This window comes from Streptococcus sp. GMD1S, assembly GCF_000296875.1.
Taxonomy (GTDB): Bacteria; Bacillota; Bacilli; order Lactobacillales; family Streptococcaceae; genus Streptococcus.
This window is the reverse complement of sequence record NZ_AJQY01000006.1, coordinates 22,011-38,897: the sequence shown is the minus strand read 5'-3', so window position 1 is coordinate 38,897 and position 16,887 is coordinate 22,011. Positions and strand designations below refer to the sequence as shown.

Below are 16,887 nucleotides of genomic sequence, written 5' to 3'. Positions count from 1 at the left end.
TCATTCCTCCTCAAAAGAAATCTCTGGCAACTGTGCAAGAATATCTTCTCGCTTAATCGCCCCTTGGCGTAAGATTTTCACCTTGTCTCCAGACAAATCCAGAATCGTCGAATCCTGTCCAGTTAGAAAAGCATCATCCTCCAAACCCAGAACCTCTTGGTCAAAATCCTCTAGAATTTGAGCAAAGGTCACTCCACTCGCCTGACCCGAGATATTGGCAGACGGCCCAATCAAGGGACCTGTCTCTCGAATCAAATCAAGTGTAATGGGGTGACTCGGCATCCGAAATCCGACAGTTGCAAGACCAGAGTTGACCCAATAGGGAACTCGGTCATTAGCTTCGAGGATAATGGTCAAGGGACCCGGTAAAAAGGTCTCTACAAGTTTTTGTAGATAAGTTGGCTGGTTCTTTGAAAAGTGCAAGATGTCCTCTAGAGAAGCGACATTAAGATTGAGTGCCTTATCTCTAGGACGACATTTTAGTTGGTAAACATGGTCGACAGCTTTCTCGTCTAAGGCCTTAGCAAAGAGACCATAAACTGTCTCTGTAGGCAAAACAACAGCTCCGCCTTTTTCCAACTCTTGTCTAATCCTGTCCATCATCAACTACAACCATCCTATCTTGACCAAATTGGTCCTTGAGTGTTCGTACCCGTTTTTCAGGAAGATATTTCCTAAAAAGCGCAGGAACACTTTGACCTTGCTTGTATCCAATTTCAAGGTAAATCTTACCACCATCTTTGAGATAGTCTTTTGCATCTTGCGCAATTCTGCGGTAAATAGCTAGACCATCCTCATCTGCAAAGAGAGCTAGATGAGGCTCTGAATGCAAAACATTCAAACCGACCTCTGACTCATCTTCACGAGAGATATAGGGTGGATTGGATACAATTATATCATATTTTTCAGAAATTTCTGCAAAACAATCAGATTTTTTAAAAAATATATTAAGATTTTGATTTCTAGTATTCTCTGATGCAAGCTCTAAGGCATCTTGTGAAATATCTGCTGCTGTCACTGACCAATCTGGTCTGTTTTTAGCTAATGCAAGGGCTATGGCACCACTTCCAGTCCCGATATCTAGAATCTTAAGACTTTCCTCAGGATTTTCTGTGAGGATGAGATCCACCAACTCTTCTGTCTCTGGCCGAGGAATCAAAACTCGCTCATCCACTTTTAACTGCATTCCAAAGAAATCTGCCTGTCCGATGATATACTGTGCTGGTTTATGGGACGCTAACTGCTGGTAAATTTCTTCTACAAAATTTTCTTCCTCTTTTGTCACTTCCTGCTGAAGAGCAAAGACAAAGTCCGTAAAAGAGAGATTTTTTAGGCTACGATAGACAAAAGAGAGGCTTTCAGCTTCCTCTCCTTGTCTAACCAACTCTTCTTCAAAATCTGAAAATAATTGAGCTAATTTCATTATTTGTTTAATTCTTCTAATTTTTGTGTTTGGTCATAAAGAACCAAGGCATCCACAACTTCATCCAATTTACCAGACAAGATGGTATCTAGTTTTTGGAGAGTCAAGCCAATACGGTGGTCTGTGACACGGTTTTGTGGGAAGTTATATGTACGAATACGTTCTGAACGGTCACCAGTACCGATAGTAGACTTACGTTCAGCGTCTTGTTCATCCTGGGCAATTTGTGCAAAGTGGTCAGCAACACGCGCACGGATGATTTTCATGGCCTTCTCACGGTTTTTCTGCTGGGTACGTTCTTCCTGCATCTCAACCTTGATATTGGTTGGCAAGTGAACGATACGCACGGCAGTCGCAACCTTATTGACGTTCTGACCACCAGCACCAGATGCGTGGTAGATATCAACACGAAGGTCTTTTGGATCAATATCGTATTCTACTTCTTCGACTTCAGGCATAACAAGAACTGTCGCAGTTGAAGTGTGGACACGACCTTGGCTTTCTGTCACAGGGACACGTTGCACACGGTGGGCACCTGATTCGTACTTAAGCTTAGAATATACAGATTGACCAGAAACCATAGCAACCACTTCCTTGAAACCACCGACACCATTCATAGAAGCTTCCATGACTTCAAAGCGCCAGCCTTGGGCTTCCGCATACTTTTGGTACATAGTTAGCAAATCTCCGGCGAAAAGTGCCGCTTCGTCACCACCAGCCGCTCCACGAATTTCAAGGATGATGTTCTTGTCATCGTTTGGATCCTTTGGAAGGAGCAAGATTTTCAATTTTTCTTCGTATTCTTCTTTTTCAGCCTTGGCATCTTTTAATTCTTGCTTGGCCATTTCTTCCAAGTCCGCATCTCCGCCTGACTCCTTAATCATCTCTTCGGCATCAACGATGTTTTGAAGGACTTGTTTGTACTCACGGTAGGCTGTTACTGTATCACGAGTAGAAGCCTCTTCTTTCGAAAGCTCCATGAAACGCTTGGTATCAGACACCACATCTGGGTCACTCAGCAATTCTCCTAATTCTTCATAACGGTCTTCTACAGCTTGTAGTTGATCATAGATGTTCATTTTTCTTCATTCTCCTTATTGATTTCAGGGGCAAAATAATGTTTACGGCAGACTGAGATATAGGTTTCATTTCCACCGATCTGAATTTGTTCTCCATCATAGACTGGTACACCATCGTGCGTGCGCAACACCATGGTCGCCTTTTTCTTACAATACTGACAGATGGTCTTGATTTCTTCAATCTTGTCTGCTAAGAGCAAGAGGTATTTTGAACCTTCGAACAATTCATTGCGAAAGTCATTCTTCAAACCAAAAGCCATGACAGGTATGTCTAGCTCGTCCACAACACGAGCTAGGTCGTAAACATGGTGACGCTTGAGAAACTGAGCCTCATCGACTAGCACACAGTAAGGTTTTTCAGGTAAGTCTCGGATATAGCCGAAGATATCTGTCGTTTCCTCAATCGCAATGGCTGGGCGTTTCATGCCGATTCGACTCGACACATAGCCAACACCGTCACGTGTATCCAGAGCCGAAGTCATAATCACAACTCCCTTTCCTTGCTCCTCGTAGTTATAGGCCACCTTGAGAATCTCAATCGTCTTACCAGAGTTCATGGTACCATAACGATAATACAACTGTGCCATGCTTCTATTTCACGTCCATTTCTAAATTTTTGCTACATTCTAGTATATCATAATTTTCTGAAGCTTTAAACGGCAAAATGTGGTAAAATAGAAGAAATCAAAAACTAGTGGAGGAAGCTACTATGCCATTTGTACGCATCGATTTATTTGAAGGTCGAACGCTCGAGCAAAAGAAAGCTCTTGCTAAGGAAGTAACGGAAGCTGTTGTCCGCAACACTGGAGCCCCTCAATCAGCCGTTCATGTCATCATCAACGACATGCCAGAAGGAACCTACTTCCCTCAAGGGGAAATGCGCACCAAATAATCCAGCTTAAGCAGAATTGCTTAGGCTTTTTCAATCTCCAAGTAGCATCCATTGAAGAAATAGTCTAATTTTGTTACAATTTGAAGAGATGCTTGGATACCTATCCTAAGAAAAGAAATACAAAAGGAATTAGTATGATTACACGTGAATTTGATACCATCGCTGCTATCTCTACTCCACTAGGTGAAGGAGCCATTGGTATTGTCCGCCTGAGCGGAACAGATAGCTTTGCCATTGCGCAAAAGATTTTTAAAGGAAAAGACTTGAGCAAGGTTGCAAGCCATACCCTCAACTACGGTCACATTATTGACCCGCAGACAGGGAAGGTCATGGACGAAGTTATGGTTGGAGCTATGAAGTCTCCAAAGACCTTCACTCGTGAGGATATTATCGAGATTAACACTCACGGTGGGATTGCGGTGACCAATGAGATTCTCCAACTAGCTATCCGTGAAGGAGCTCGGTTGGCAGAACCTGGTGAATTTACCAAACGCGCCTTTCTAAACGGTCGTGTGGACTTGACACAGGCCGAGGCAGTGATGGACATCATCCGTGCCAAGACAGACAAGGCCATGAATATTGCAGTCAAACAATTGGACGGTTCTCTTTCTGACCTCATTAATAATACTCGCCAAGAAATCCTCAATACACTTGCCCAAGTTGAGGTCAATATTGACTATCCTGAGTATGATGATGTTGAGGAAGCTACTACTGCTGTTGTCCGCGAGAAGACTATGGAGTTTGAGCAATTGCTAACCAATCTCCTTAGAACAGCTCGTCGTGGTAAAATCCTTCGTGAGGGAATTTCAACTGCCATTATCGGCCGTCCCAACGTTGGGAAATCCAGTCTTCTCAACAATCTCCTGCGTGAAGATAAGGCCATCGTAACAGACATCGCTGGTACGACACGAGATGTTATCGAAGAATACGTCAACATTAACGGGGTTCCTCTCAAATTGATTGATACTGCAGGTATTCGTGAAACAGATGATATCGTGGAACAAATCGGTGTTGAACGTTCGAAAAAAGCCCTCAAGGAAGCTGACTTGGTACTACTAGTACTAAATGCCAGCGAACCACTAACAGCACAAGACAGACAACTTTTAGACATCAGTCAAGATACCAACCGCATTATTCTACTTAATAAAACGGATCTTCCTGAAGCGATTGAAACTTCAGAACTCCCTGAAGATCTCATCCGTATTTCAGTTCTTAAAAATCAAAACATTGATAAAATCGAAGAGCGTATTAACGACCTCTTCTTTGAAAATGCTGGTTTGGTTGAGCAAGATGCTACTTATCTATCTAACGCCCGTCATATTTCCTTGATTGAGAAGGCTGTTGAAAGCTTGCAAGCAGTTAATGAAGGTCTTGAACTGGGTATGCCAGTTGATTTGCTTCAAGTTGACTTGACTCGTACTTGGGAAATTCTCGGAGAAATCACTGGAGATGCCGCACCTGATGAACTCATCACCCAACTCTTTAGCCAATTCTGTTTAGGAAAATAAGAAAAATCCATGATCGTTCATTTGGTCATGGATTTTATTGTCTTTATTAGTAATCTGGTCTAAGGACACCTGTTACGGTTGCCTTAGTTGCTTCGTAGTCACCATCTACAACAACCTTGATAATGCGTTTGGCATCTTCTTCTGGTGCTGGAACTAGAGGCAGACGAGTTGGTCCAGCTTCAAATCCCATATAGTTAAGGACTGCCTTAACTGGAGCAGGACTTGGATAAGAGAAGAGGGCGTTGACCTTAGGAATGAACTGACGCTGAATAGCTGCGGCTTTCTTCATATCGCTCTCTGCAATGGCAGTAAACATTTCGTACATTTCATCTCCATTTGTATGGGAGGCAACAGAAATAACCCCATCCGCACCAAGGTTCATGGCATGGAAAGCATCTCCATCCTCACCAGTATAGACCAAGAACTCTTTTGGCTTGTGCTCAATCAAGTAAGCCATATTTGCCAAGCTGGTACATTCTTTAACACCGATGATATTAGGATGGTCAGCCAAGCGAAGCATGGTTTCTGGAGTCAATTCGACAACCACACGCCCTGGAATGTTATAAATGATAATAGGTAAATCTGATGCATCTGCAATAGCTTTAAAGTGCTGGTACATGCCTTCTTGAGAAGGTTTGTTGTAGTATGGTACAATCGCAAGCCCAGCAGCAAAACCACCAAAGTCTGCTACTTCTTTGACAAACTCGATCGAGTCACGCGTATCATTGGTACCTACACCCGCAATCAAAGGAACACGTCCATTAACAATCTTTTGTACAGCCGCAAAGAGTTCCAACTCCTCATCGTGGGTCAAGGTCGGACTCTCAGCAGTCGTTCCAGCTAGAAGAATGCCGTCTGTGTGATGGGCCAATAAATGCTCAATCAAGGCTGGAATGGCATCAAAGTTGATGGAACCATCCTCATGAAAAGGGGTAATAAAGGCTGTGATGATTTTACACTCTTTTAAATCTTGATAAGACATGAGAAACACCTCTCTATTTCAAAGAAGGAGTTCATCTGAACTCCTAAACGATATGACTATTTTAATTCAAATTTCAACTCAGCTGTTGGACGAACCAATCCACGTTCGTGAAGCGTTTCTGCAATCTGAACTGAGTTCCAAGCAGCACCTTTGAGAAGGTTATCTGAAACAACCCACATATGGATTCCTTTTTCAGCATCCAAGTCTTTACGGATACGACCTACGAAGGTATCACGTGAACCAACAGCGTTGATGGCTTGCGGATAGATTTGATGTGCTACGTCATCCTCAAGAACAGCACCTGGAAAGGCTGTGATGGCTGCTTTTACTTCTTCAATTGGAGCCACTTCTTTTGTTTCGATATAAACAGACTCAGAGTGAGCTGACAAGACGGGAATACGCACACATGTTGCAGACACTGCGATGCTGTCATCTTCCATGATTTTCTTTGTTTCCTTAGTCATCTTCATCTCTTCGTAAGTGTAATCATTGTCAGTAAAGACATCGATTTGTGGAAGAGCGTTAAAGGCGATAGGATAGTGTTTCTTATCACCACCTGAAGGCAAGATTTCTGCATGCAAATCACGAGGATTCACACCATCGTTCAAGACTTCACGAAGTTCACGTTGTGTTTCAAGAATCGCTCCCATACCAGCACCAGAGACTGCTTGGTAAGTTGAAACGATGATACGGTCCAAGCCCCATTTTTGACGAACAGGCTCAAGAGCCACCATCATTTGGATTGTTGAACAGTTAGGGCAGGCAATGATTCCGTTGTGGGCATCAAGTGCATGAGCATTGACCTCTGGAACAACCAAAGGAACATCTGGATTTTGACGGAAATAAGATGTGTTATCTACTACTACCGCTCCAGCTTGAACTGCGTATGGTGCATACTTAGCTGATGTCGAACCACCTGCTGAGAAGAGTGCAATATCAATACCCTCAAAAGCTGTCTCAGTCGTTTCTTCAATCGTAATATCTTTGTCTTTAAATTTCAAAGTTTTGCCTGCTGAACGTGCAGAAGCAAGGTAACGAATTTTATCGATTGGAAGTGTTGATTCTTCCAACATTTTTATCATCTGAGCTCCGACAGCACCTGTCGCGCCGACTACAGCAACTGTATATCCCATAAATAACCTCTTTCGGAATTTTCTAAAAATTTCTATAATAGATGTATTATACTACTTTTTACAGAAATTGAAAAGTATTTTTAGACTATATTTTCTGAAAACTAAAAATCCCTAGCCATTGACTAGGGACTAAGAGGCATCTTCATGTGATGAGCAGGTTCACACAACTCATCAAGGTCCGCTCCTGCGTTATGACCTCCTTATGCTCAATAGTAGTCCGAAGACTACCTATCGACTCATCGCATCTACTATTCTACTAGATAGAGTCACTTTTGTCAACAACCAAAACTCTTTGCTTCATTTATACAGGTAGATAAGAAAAACCTTGGTCTCCCAAGGTCACTTTGTTTCTATCATGCTAATTGCCGGGATTGAACCGGCGACCTCATCCTTACCATGGATGCGCTCTGCCAACTGAGCTAAATCAGCTTACCTAAAAAGTATACTATAGTTCTATGTTCTTGTCAAGCGCTCTCTTTTAAATTTCTGAAATGAAAAAAGCTAGATTTAGCAAGAATCTAGCTTATAAACTTCTTATTTTGTTAGATCGATTCGCTGTCCCAGTTTACCAATCAAAATCGCTCCTACGATAAGTGATGCAAACTCACCAATTCCAGTAGAGAACCATGTGAACAAGAAGGGAGCTTCTGTCAAGATATGAAGTTCAGCTGCAATGGTAATCATTGAAATGGAGAAGAGGATTGAAAAGAAGAAATGATCTTTTCGAATCAATCCGTTAAAGAGGTAATCTTTGCTGTATTTTGCAAAGAGCCATACCCCTAGACTAAGGAAAACTAGGGTAGAACCCCCACCAACAAAGACATCTATTAGGCCAAAACTACTAAATAAATTAGCAATCATACATCCAATTGTCACACCGAAAATGTATTTAGGGTTGTAAAAGGCCAAGAAATTCAGCATTTCTGAAATACGGAACTGATACGCCCCAAAACTAAGAACATTGATTGGTGGCGTAATAGTCAAAACTACATAGATCGCAGCAACGATAGCGATGTCTGCCATGTCGCGAACAGTTAATTTTTTCATGCTTTCTCCTTTAGCGGTTTCCCGCGTAAAATATGCTTGGTGAAAGAAGCTAAGCACCAAGGGTTGAGGTTATCAACCTTACTAGTATAGCACATTAGCCAGTTTTATGCTATACTAAAATCATGAAAAAACTAATAAAAGCTTTCTTTGATAACGAAATCCTCTCCTACCTATTTTTTGGTGGTGCTACTACTCTGGTTTCTATTGTATCACGTTTGGTTATTTACCATATCAGCCACCAGGAAATCCTAGCAACTGCCCTCGCTAATATTATCGGGATTCTCTTTGCCTTTCTCACAAATGATACAATCGTCTTTAAACAAGAGAGAAGGAATTGGCCAACCCGCCTGGCTAAATTTGTCTTAGCTCGTCTCTCAACACTTGGTCTCGACATCCTTTTAACTTATATCTTTGTTACAACCTTTCCTGATATTATTGGCCAGTTTGTCGAATTTAATATAGATAGGGTTAATACGATTGAAACTATCCTAGCACAAATTTTGATCATCATTTTAAACTATGTTTTCAGTAAAATCTATATTTTTAAAGGGAACAACTGACCACTTTGAGCGTTCAAGTTGCTTTTTGTCACAATTTAGGATATAATAAATTAGAAAATTAGGAAAGGAATTTATGAAAATGTTAAAGGATCTTAAAGAATTCTTGCTTCGTGGTAATGTCGTTGACCTCGCTGTCGGTGTCATCATTGCCTCTGCATTTGGTGCTATCGTTACTTCATTTGTTAATGACATCATCACTCCACTTCTATTGAACCCAGCTTTGGAAGCTGCGAAAGTACAAAACATCGCTGAGCTTGCATGGAATGGTGTTACATATGGTAAATTCTTGAGTGCTATTATCAACTTTCTCGTTGTAGGTACTGTGCTTTTCTTCGTTATTAAAGCTATGGAAAAAGCGCAAAACCTTCGTAAGAAAGAGGAAGTGGTTGAGGAAGCACCTGCTGCTCCAACTGAACTTGAAGTTCTTCAAGAAATCAAAGCTCTTCTTGAGAAAAAATAAAACAGATAAAGGATTTAGCTTAAAGCTAAATCCTTTTTTCTTTACTCTTTTGGTAACTTCCCAGCTTTTTCGAGCATTTTCTTAATTAAGTAAGGCATCTTCACATTTTCACGGCCTTTTTTCTCAATGAGCTTTTTGACAAATTCTGGCATCTGAAGGTCGTCTGTCTCCTCCATAATGTCCTTGGTAGTTGCTGAAGGCGCTAACTCATCAAAGGTTTCTTCTTCTGGGAGAAAAGCTTTAAATTCTTTGTCTTCATTGGCTCTTACAGTAGCAACTAAAGCGTCAATTAAACGGCTATCCGTATTGGGCATAGGTGGGCGATGGTAGGTGACATCTAATTCTTGACACAACTCATAACATTCCACATCATTATCGAACAAGACTTCAATGTGCTCACTGATAAAACTAATCGGGACAAAAATATAATGCTCTGGATGTTGCTTTTGTTCTCGTAAATATTCTAAGACATCTGGCTTGATCCAAGGGATTCCAATATCACTTTCGCTCTGCCAAGTATTGGTATACTGGTCGGCTGTTAGGCCGAGTTGTTCAGCAATGAGCTTGCTATTATCGAAAATCTGGTCGATATAAGGATCTCCATAATCCAAGGCAAAAATGGGAACACTGTGTGCCGAAAAGATTACCTTGAAAGATTCTTCTCCCACATGGTTCCGTAAAATTTTGCTAATCTCATCTGTCCAGAAGTCCAGCAAAGGCTGTTGTTGATACCAGTCCTTAATTACTAAAAATCGGATCTGCTGGCTTTCCAGAAACTTTTCATACCCCATGACTGAGTAAAAAGAATAATGAGGTTCCAAAATCAAGCAGATACATTCTTCAACACCATCAGCTTCCATCTGCCTGATCACGTCTGGAATAAAGGGACGAGAAAATTTGTTGGCAAAGTAGATACCATACTCCTCCCCTAATCGTTCCTTGACTAAATTGACCTCATCACGTGTAATCCGCTGCAAAGGTGTCCCACCGATAAGGACGTAGTTGTCATAGAGAGTCTGGATCTCGTGGTCTTGGGGTCTAACTCCACGACGAATGTTTGTAAAGAATTCTGCTACTCCTTCAAAACTAATCTCCTCTGGAGATCCAAAGGTCATCATCAATATTGCTTTTTTCATGTTATCATCCTTATGATATTATTTTCACTATCTATTCTATCATGAAAGAAAAAAATAGTAAACGCTTCCGACGTCTACTATTTCTTTTGTTCTTTTGTCTTTCTATCTCGTCTTATGATTAGGATGATAACGACAAGGAGTAAAATAACAATAATCAAGAGAAGAAAGGCAAGGATATAAATCCAATGCGTTGGTAGCCCTTGGTCAAAATAGCGTGTTCCTACTGCTTCCCCACTTTTATCCTGGGATGCTTTTAGTGGTGCATCCGTTATTTTAGCTAAGAGGATATGCCGTCCGTTGGTAATGTTAAGGAAACAGGTGCTTAACAAAACAATCTTGTCCGTTGAGGTCAAGGAAACATCTCGCTTGTACTTGGATTTACTTAGCAGATATTGATAGTAAGCCTGGTGTTCCTCATCGTTGGAACTCAAAGTCCGGTAAATCTCCGTGTCATAGGCATCCACTTCTAAAATCCCAAATATCTCCAGACCACGTTCACGACCATTGTAGTAGATAGAACCATAGCGATGCTTTTCAAAAAAATCTTGATCCGCAAATTTTTGAATCTCCCCAAACATAGCTCCAGAAGCCATGGAGTGACCATAAATGATGGTGTTAAAGTCGGTAAAGTTGGGGTTAAAACGATAGTCTAGGAATATAGAGCCTGACACAGTATAATCGCCAAAAGCATTGCGATCAAGGTATTTGACATTGTCCTGACTCTGCAAGAGGGGATAGTCTACCTTGGTCCCATCGAGGCTAATCCAACCACAGACTTCCTTGTTCAGGTGCTGCAAGGTTTCAAAGCCCGTACTGCTGGCATCCTTTTCAATGGGATTATAATGATCGTAGTCACTCGCAAGAACTCTATCAGCTGCATAAAGACAGAAAAAAGCTAGAAAGAGGGATAGAATGACCTTTATGGTTTTGTGACTTGTACTTGTTTTCATATTTCCTTCTTTCTCCTTTCTAGCCTTGAAAATAAAAGAGCAAGAGAGGCTGTCCCTTTCTCTTTTATTGGTAGTTTAGTCAGTAATGGTATCTGCTCCTTCTTCCTTTGCTTCTCTTCTACGACGCAAGATCAAATAGAGGATGATGAGCAAGAAGATCAATAGCAAGAGCAAGATAAATAAGATGATGTACCATATCCACAAAGGAATCGATGAGAGAAATCGTCCGAGCGACGAATCATCAAAGACACTGTAAGGAAATGGTTTTGATTTTTTCGTATGGAAGGTGTTCTTTGGAACTGTATCCGTAATCTTGGCAACTACGATATGTCTCCCATTTGTTACGTCTAGGAAACAGGTACTGAGAAGGATGATATGGTCATTTGGCCCCAGTGTAATATCCCGCTTGTGGATGGCAACCGAGAGTAAGTGATCGATATATTCTTGGCGCCGATCATCTCCATTAATACCTGGATCGTAGATGTTAAAGTCATAGGCGTCCACCTCAAGCATCTCAAAGATCTCAAGACCTTTTTCTACGCCATTATAGTAAATACTACCGTAGCGATGCTGATCAAAAAATTCCTTATCAGAAAACTTTGCTACATCTCCAAACATAACCCCATTTTCTACATGGTGTCCGTAGATGATGGTATTAAAGTCTTCGAACTTGGATTCATTTCGAGCCTCAAGGAAAATAGCTCCTGTAGCTGCAAATTCTCCCTTGGAATCTTTGTTCAGGTACTTTTCATTGTCTTTGGCTTGGACTAAGGGGTAGTCGATATTGGTGCCATAGACATTGATCCAGCCGAGAACCTCTGGATTGACTTGCTGTAGCTTGTGAAAGCCAGAAAAACTAGCAAGCTCATCCTTCTCACTGGTACTAACAGGTCTATAAGCCTCATACTCACTTGATGAAGCCTGAGAATAAACCTGATTGGCATCCCAAAGGGCGTAGAAACCAAAGAGAAAGACTAAGGCTGCCAAGAGGAGCAGGATATGATTCATCAATGCATCTACAGCAAGGACCAGACGCCTAGACAAACTCCTTTTTGGTTTCTCACGCTTGATTTTCATCGGTCAAACCACTTGCTTAAGCTTGTCTGCGTTTTTTAGACAAAACAACAAATCCAGCCAAACCAAGACCAATCATCAAGATGAAAGGAAGGTTATCAATCAAGAGACCAGTAGGGGTAACGTCTGGTAAGCTATTTGTGATAGTGTTATCGTTTGGTTTTTCACCAATAAGGATACTATCTTGAGTGAAATTTGTAGAAACTGTACCAGCTTGATTTTTTGATGCTCCGTTCTCCTTATATGCAGCTGAAGCTGTGTAACCTTGAGATCCAGTTTCAACCAATTTATAACGAGTACCAGCAGGAATTGTGTCAAACACCAAAGATTGATCGTGACGTAGTGTTATAGTCGTTTCTTGACCATAGACAAATGTTTTTGAGGTTTCACCGATTTTACCAGTGATTGATTGTGAAGTTTCTGTAGATGCTTTTGTGAAAGTAAGCTTGAAAGTAAAATCTTTTGATTTATCTGCAGTAGCACCTGATACAACTTTTTTAATTACTAAAGATTTAGCATTTGGGTCAACTTTTGAAACATTTGGTTTATTAGGGTTTGGTTCATTTGGATCTGTAATTTTACCAGCATTTTTACGATAGATGTTAGTGAAAAGATCATATTTGTAAGTAGTTCCACTTTCAGATGGTTTTACTTTACCATTCACACTTGGGGATACTTGTTTAAAATACACAGAAGAAATATATGTTCCTCCTGTAGTTTTGTTCTTAACAATAACGTGCATTTCATAGTTGCGATTATCATATGTCATAAAATCAATAGGTGAACCATTTTTTTGAATAACTTTCCAACCAACATTTTGTTTTTCAGCAACAGTATAGACATATTCACCAGCATGTGTATAGTTCACTTCTCTAAAAATATCGCCGGTTTCTTTCTTTATGCTAGTTTGTCCAGTTGCTAAAACGTCTGTTCCAGAATATGATACATTTTTATCTGTAATTTGACCATTAGAAGAATCAATCGTTTCATAAGGTGCACCATTTGATGATGTACCAGTTTTAGGGGTGAAAGTAAAAGTAAAGGTTGCTTCAGGTGTTGTAATTCCTTCCGCAATATTCAACACCTTATTAATAGAAACTTTTGCGCTTGTTTCACCAGTTGCTTTGGCAGTTGCCACATCATTATCATCCGCAAATGTTGGCACTCCTCTAAAGACCGACAAGGCGGTTACAGCTGCAATGCTTGCAGTAACTAATTTTTTCAAAAATGTTTTTTTCATGATTATTCCTTTTATTTTTAAATTTCTTTTTACATAAATTATCATCAAAAGCCCCGTCGCCTTAAGACTGTTACCACCTTGCCATGGGTATCCTGTATAGGAATGGTTCCAAAAGCACGACTATCTACAGCCGTTGTTCGATTGTCCCCGAGGACAAAGAGTTGTCCTGCTGGGACTTTCATTGGGAAGGTAGCCCCTTCCTTATAGAGCAGCGTTTCTTTGTAGATATCCTGCTCTTGTTGAGGAGAACCGTTGATGATGAGACCATTTTCGTTTATATCGATCGTACTTCCTTCGGTTGCTATGACACGCGCCACTCTTTCCTTGCCCTTATAACTATAGACGAGCAGGTCACCAATCGAATAACGTTTATCCAACCTATAGTAGACAACCAAGTCGCCATCTTTTAAGGCTGGCTTCATGCCATCGTCATTGTATCTCAATAGTCCAAAGACAAAAAAGTAAAGGGTGGCCAGTACAAACCCAACCATCAGAAGCTTACTGACTAAGTAGAGGATATCTCCCCATACACTCGGCGGAGACTTATCCCGACTGACTTGTGTTACTGTTTTCTTATGTTTCTTTTTAAGTAGCATTATTTTCTCCTATATACCACTAGATAGCCGAGTAGGATTGTAAAGAAGATACCTCCTAGAGGAAGGATTATTCCTAACACGAGTGTACTGCTGAGGAAGTCAACTCCGGTTTCAGGTACACTATTCTTATTATTCGTGACTGTCGCGGACTTATCCCCATCCAGTTTGCCTTCTTGATTCTCATAAGATACCTGATATCCACGAGAAGAGTTTGATTCCTCTTCAATAGTGTAGTGACTATTGAGTGGAAGTCCATCAATTTTTATGGTTTGATCTTTGTTTAGATCTATAGACGCTCGACCGTTCGTAAATTGCAAAGGAATTCTTTTATTATTCACCGTTGCATTATAGGTTCCATTCAATGGACTGTTCTGAGCATCCCTGATGTTAATGGTAATCTTGAAGGATTTTAATAGATTGGCAAATACACCTGTAACTTTTTTTGTGACTGATAAACTTGGAAGCTTGTGATTTGTGACAATGGTGGTCTCGTCTTTATTCAGATCGCCCTCTTGATTCTCATATGTAACGTGGTAACCATTCGTTGATGCCGCTTCTTCTTCAACCTTGTAATGGGTTCCTCGAGGAAGATAGCTTAGAATACCTTTCCAACGTTTTCGTTTTTCGACACGGATCTCCGCTTCTCCATTCACAACAGTTATCTCGCCAAAAGTTCCATTCAATGGCGTAGAATTAGGAGAGGTTAGTTTTACCTTAATCCTAAACTCTTTGTTCAAGTTACTTTCAGCTTCCAACACTTTCTTAATCGTCAGACTTGGCAATTGTTTATAGATTACCTTGAAGGATGGTTTAGTTTCTGTACCAACATTTTTTATTTCTTTGGTAAAGGCTGGGACGTCCGGTGCAATTAAATCGTATTGATATCCTTTGGCAACTTTTTCAAAGTTCCTCGTTTCATTAAAGATATTTGTTCTAACATTTACATTAGTCTTTCGATAGTCTTGATTATCAGGACCTCCGTTCTTGTTCTTTTGAACCAGTTTCAGTTCAACATTACTCGGTTGATCAGCTGTAATAACAGTTCTCGCACCCGTCACACCTTGCCATTCAACTTCCACTGGTACCGTTAATGGATCTGAAGGCTTAAAGGTTGGGTTGTCAGAGTATTCTTTGGTCTTGGTTTGAGAGGTGCCTATTCCATAGGAATAGGTGACACTGGCACCTTTATTGGAGTAGAGTTTATTGACATCAGAACCTTCAGCATCACCAGCCTCTAGTTTTTTATCACCAGCAATGGCATCCAAAGCATCTTGACTAGATGTAACTTTAAATTTTAGTACATATCTAGCGCCATCTTCCAAGGAATAATTAGGAGAAAAATTAGCTGTAACCTCCACTAAACCTTCTGAACTTGTCTTGGTTTCAAAAGTTACTTGCTCGTTGCTTAATGTTTCACTGCTACCATCTTTCTCTTTAACGACACGAAACTCTGACGATCCGTTTGGTAATAGCTGGACATACTTAGAAAGAACATCCTTGATGGTCACGTGGTGGATTCCCAGTGGCAGAATCTTATCAGTAATATCTTTGAAACTGTCTTGTAACTGGTCTTCATCATTTGCAGAGAATATTTCATTTGGAATGGAGGCATTATGTTGCCTCATATAATATTGCAGACTGGTAATACTGTCGACATTGTTTGAATAACGAAATTTAATCGAATAGAAACCATCAAGTGTTGGAGCCAAGCTATATGATAGACTATTTAGATTATTATTTAATCTATCCCAAAACCACTGGGGAGCTGTTTCGATATTAGGATCTTCGTTATTGTAGTTATATATAGTGTAACCATTGGCATCGTAGACCATATTCGCAAAGCCATCTGAAAGCAAAATAACGACTTTCTTAGCATTAGATCTTGCACTTCCCATTAACTGGTTGGCCAAGGTTAATCCAGCCCCAATATTGGTCCCGGTACCAATACCTGACTCAGTACCAATGGAATTACCTCCTGCAATACTCATGTTGTATACCGCTGTTTTAGCAGCACGAGCATTGTTACTCCATCCTAAAATCGTGTTAGCATCATCCCATGGTGAAACGCCATCATAGTATTTTGTCATCCGTTCATAGGGCCAGTATGGTCTAAAAAGTCTCCATTTATTTCCATCCCAATACTGATCATTCTTTTTATTGTCAATTTTCCCACCAAATCCTACCATAGATAAACGGTTATTAGAATTGGATAGAATGGTATCAATTAAGCCCTTACGACCATTTGTTCCTTTTAGAGTATTTTTCAATGCGTCAATCCGACTGATCGTCCGTCCATCAAAAGATTGGACATCCTGATTCTGCATACTTCCTGAGAGGTCTGCTACTAAAACAACATCCAAGGGATCCGTTTGGGTTTCCGTTCCCAGTTTGGACGTGATATCCAATGACAACTCATACTTGTCATCCTGTCCCGATATCGGAGTAATTGTCTTGTGAAGGGTTGTCTGAGGTTCTATAGTAGAATCAGCATTTAACAGGCTTATCGGAGCACACAAAAAGAGAATAGCTAACAGTGTAACTAAACGGCGCGCAATAATTTGAACTTTCTTAAAATCGAAGCGAATGTTCATTTTATTCTCCTTAACTAGAATGTACTAATATTGTTACTATATCAATCTAGGACATTTACAAGATAATTGTACAATAAAGTTCACGCAGTGTCAATTAATATGATTAATTTTATATTATGTTAATTAATAAAAGAGTATGATTCTTCTTTGTCTTTCAAACTATTCTATGGTAAAATGAAAAAAGAATAAAAAAATCTCATAAAATATCAATGCATA

General features: G+C 40.4%; 17 protein-coding genes, 1 tRNA gene and 1 riboswitch. Of the genes, 4 read left to right on the top strand and 14 right to left on the bottom strand.

Annotated elements, in window-relative coordinates:
* From GMD1S_RS01800 to GMD1S_RS01785, 4 genes are read right to left on the bottom strand one after another with little or no spacing between them, the layout of a single operon-like run.
* Window positions 1–603 (bottom strand): L-threonylcarbamoyladenylate synthase, encoded by a 603-nt coding sequence (locus GMD1S_RS01800; RefSeq protein ID WP_000969274.1) that lies wholly within the window; start codon window positions 601–603, stop codon window positions 1–3.
* Window positions 587–1,423, bottom strand: a complete 837-nt coding sequence (gene prmC, locus GMD1S_RS01795; protein WP_000761887.1) for a peptide chain release factor N(5)-glutamine methyltransferase — start codon at window positions 1,421–1,423, stop codon at window positions 587–589. Before prmC ends, GMD1S_RS01800 begins: the two co-directional genes overlap by 17 nt.
* Window positions 1,423–2,502: a peptide chain release factor 1 gene (gene prfA, locus GMD1S_RS01790; protein WP_001028815.1), complete on the bottom strand. Its 1,080-nt coding sequence runs from the start codon at window positions 2,500–2,502 to the stop codon at window positions 1,423–1,425. The genes prmC and prfA overlap by 1 nt, the downstream gene beginning before the upstream one ends.
* On the bottom strand, window positions 2,499–3,089 hold the full coding sequence (locus tag GMD1S_RS01785) for a thymidine kinase (protein ID WP_000068128.1): 591 nt from the start codon (window positions 3,087–3,089) through the stop codon (window positions 2,499–2,501). The genes prfA and GMD1S_RS01785 overlap by 4 nt, the downstream gene beginning before the upstream one ends.
* A gap of 122 nt (window positions 3,090–3,211) precedes the next feature.
* Between GMD1S_RS01785 and GMD1S_RS01780 the strand changes: the two genes are divergently transcribed.
* A complete protein-coding gene (locus GMD1S_RS01780) occupies window positions 3,212–3,394 on the top strand; it encodes a 4-oxalocrotonate tautomerase (RefSeq protein WP_001117401.1) in 183 nt (60 codons plus the stop codon).
* A gap of 134 nt (window positions 3,395–3,528) precedes the next feature.
* Window positions 3,529–4,902, top strand: coding sequence for a tRNA uridine-5-carboxymethylaminomethyl(34) synthesis GTPase MnmE (gene mnmE / locus GMD1S_RS01775; protein ID WP_000632733.1), 1,374 nt, complete (start codon window positions 3,529–3,531; stop codon window positions 4,900–4,902).
* Between the two features lie 46 nt (window positions 4,903–4,948).
* Here mnmE and dapA read toward each other — a convergent pair whose 3' ends face one another.
* From dapA to GMD1S_RS01755, 4 genes are all read right to left on the bottom strand, one after another.
* The gene (gene dapA / locus GMD1S_RS01770; protein WP_000121605.1) at window positions 4,949–5,884 is read right to left on the bottom strand and encodes a 4-hydroxy-tetrahydrodipicolinate synthase; all 936 of its coding nucleotides are present in this window, start codon (window positions 5,882–5,884) and stop codon (window positions 4,949–4,951) included.
* Window positions 5,885–5,940: 56 nt separating this feature from the next.
* Window positions 5,941–7,017: an aspartate-semialdehyde dehydrogenase gene (locus GMD1S_RS01765; protein ID WP_000542483.1), complete on the bottom strand. Its 1,077-nt coding sequence runs from the start codon at window positions 7,015–7,017 to the stop codon at window positions 5,941–5,943.
* Window positions 7,018–7,373: 356 nt separating this feature from the next.
* Window positions 7,374–7,446, bottom strand: a tRNA-Thr gene (locus GMD1S_RS01760).
* Window positions 7,447–7,551: 105 nt separating this feature from the next.
* Complete coding sequence (locus GMD1S_RS01755; protein ID WP_000737302.1) at window positions 7,552–8,064, bottom strand: QueT transporter family protein; 513 nt, start codon at window positions 8,062–8,064, stop codon at window positions 7,552–7,554.
* Window positions 8,062–8,158: riboswitch (PreQ1 riboswitch) on the bottom strand. (Overlaps the previous gene by 3 nt.)
* A gap of 28 nt (window positions 8,159–8,186) precedes the next feature.
* Between GMD1S_RS01755 and GMD1S_RS01750 the strand changes: the two genes are divergently transcribed.
* Complete coding sequence (locus tag GMD1S_RS01750) at window positions 8,187–8,624, top strand: GtrA family protein (protein WP_000733466.1); 438 nt, start codon at window positions 8,187–8,189, stop codon at window positions 8,622–8,624.
* A 79-nt stretch (window positions 8,625–8,703) separates the two neighbouring features.
* On the top strand, window positions 8,704–9,084 hold the full coding sequence (gene mscL / locus GMD1S_RS01745; protein ID WP_000910206.1) for a large conductance mechanosensitive channel protein MscL: 381 nt from the start codon (window positions 8,704–8,706) through the stop codon (window positions 9,082–9,084).
* 41 nt (window positions 9,085–9,125) lie between these two features.
* On the opposite strand, the gene hemH is transcribed toward mscL, so the two are convergent.
* From hemH to pitA, 6 genes are all read right to left on the bottom strand, one after another.
* Window positions 9,126–10,220: a ferrochelatase gene (hemH, locus tag GMD1S_RS01740; RefSeq protein ID WP_000709214.1), complete on the bottom strand. Its 1,095-nt coding sequence runs from the start codon at window positions 10,218–10,220 to the stop codon at window positions 9,126–9,128.
* A gap of 77 nt (window positions 10,221–10,297) precedes the next feature.
* On the bottom strand, window positions 10,298–11,170 hold the full coding sequence (gene srtB / locus GMD1S_RS01735) for a class B sortase (RefSeq protein WP_000858433.1): 873 nt from the start codon (window positions 11,168–11,170) through the stop codon (window positions 10,298–10,300).
* A gap of 75 nt (window positions 11,171–11,245) precedes the next feature.
* A complete protein-coding gene (srtB, locus tag GMD1S_RS01730; protein WP_000695087.1) occupies window positions 11,246–12,247 on the bottom strand; it encodes a class B sortase in 1,002 nt (333 codons plus the stop codon).
* 16 nt (window positions 12,248–12,263) lie between these two features.
* On the bottom strand, window positions 12,264–13,529 hold the full coding sequence (locus GMD1S_RS01725; RefSeq protein ID WP_025172940.1) for a DUF7601 domain-containing protein: 1,266 nt from the start codon (window positions 13,527–13,529) through the stop codon (window positions 12,264–12,266).
* On the bottom strand, window positions 13,529–14,080 hold the full coding sequence (gene sipA, locus GMD1S_RS01720; RefSeq protein ID WP_000924791.1) for a PI-2 pilus system signal peptidase SipA: 552 nt from the start codon (window positions 14,078–14,080) through the stop codon (window positions 13,529–13,531). Before sipA ends, GMD1S_RS01725 begins: the two co-directional genes overlap by 1 nt.
* Window positions 14,080–16,671, bottom strand: a complete 2,592-nt coding sequence (gene pitA, locus GMD1S_RS01715; RefSeq protein WP_001026089.1) for a PI-2 pilus tip adhesin PitA — start codon at window positions 16,669–16,671, stop codon at window positions 14,080–14,082. The genes sipA and pitA overlap by 1 nt, the downstream gene beginning before the upstream one ends.
* Window positions 16,672–16,887: the final 216 nt, after the last annotated feature.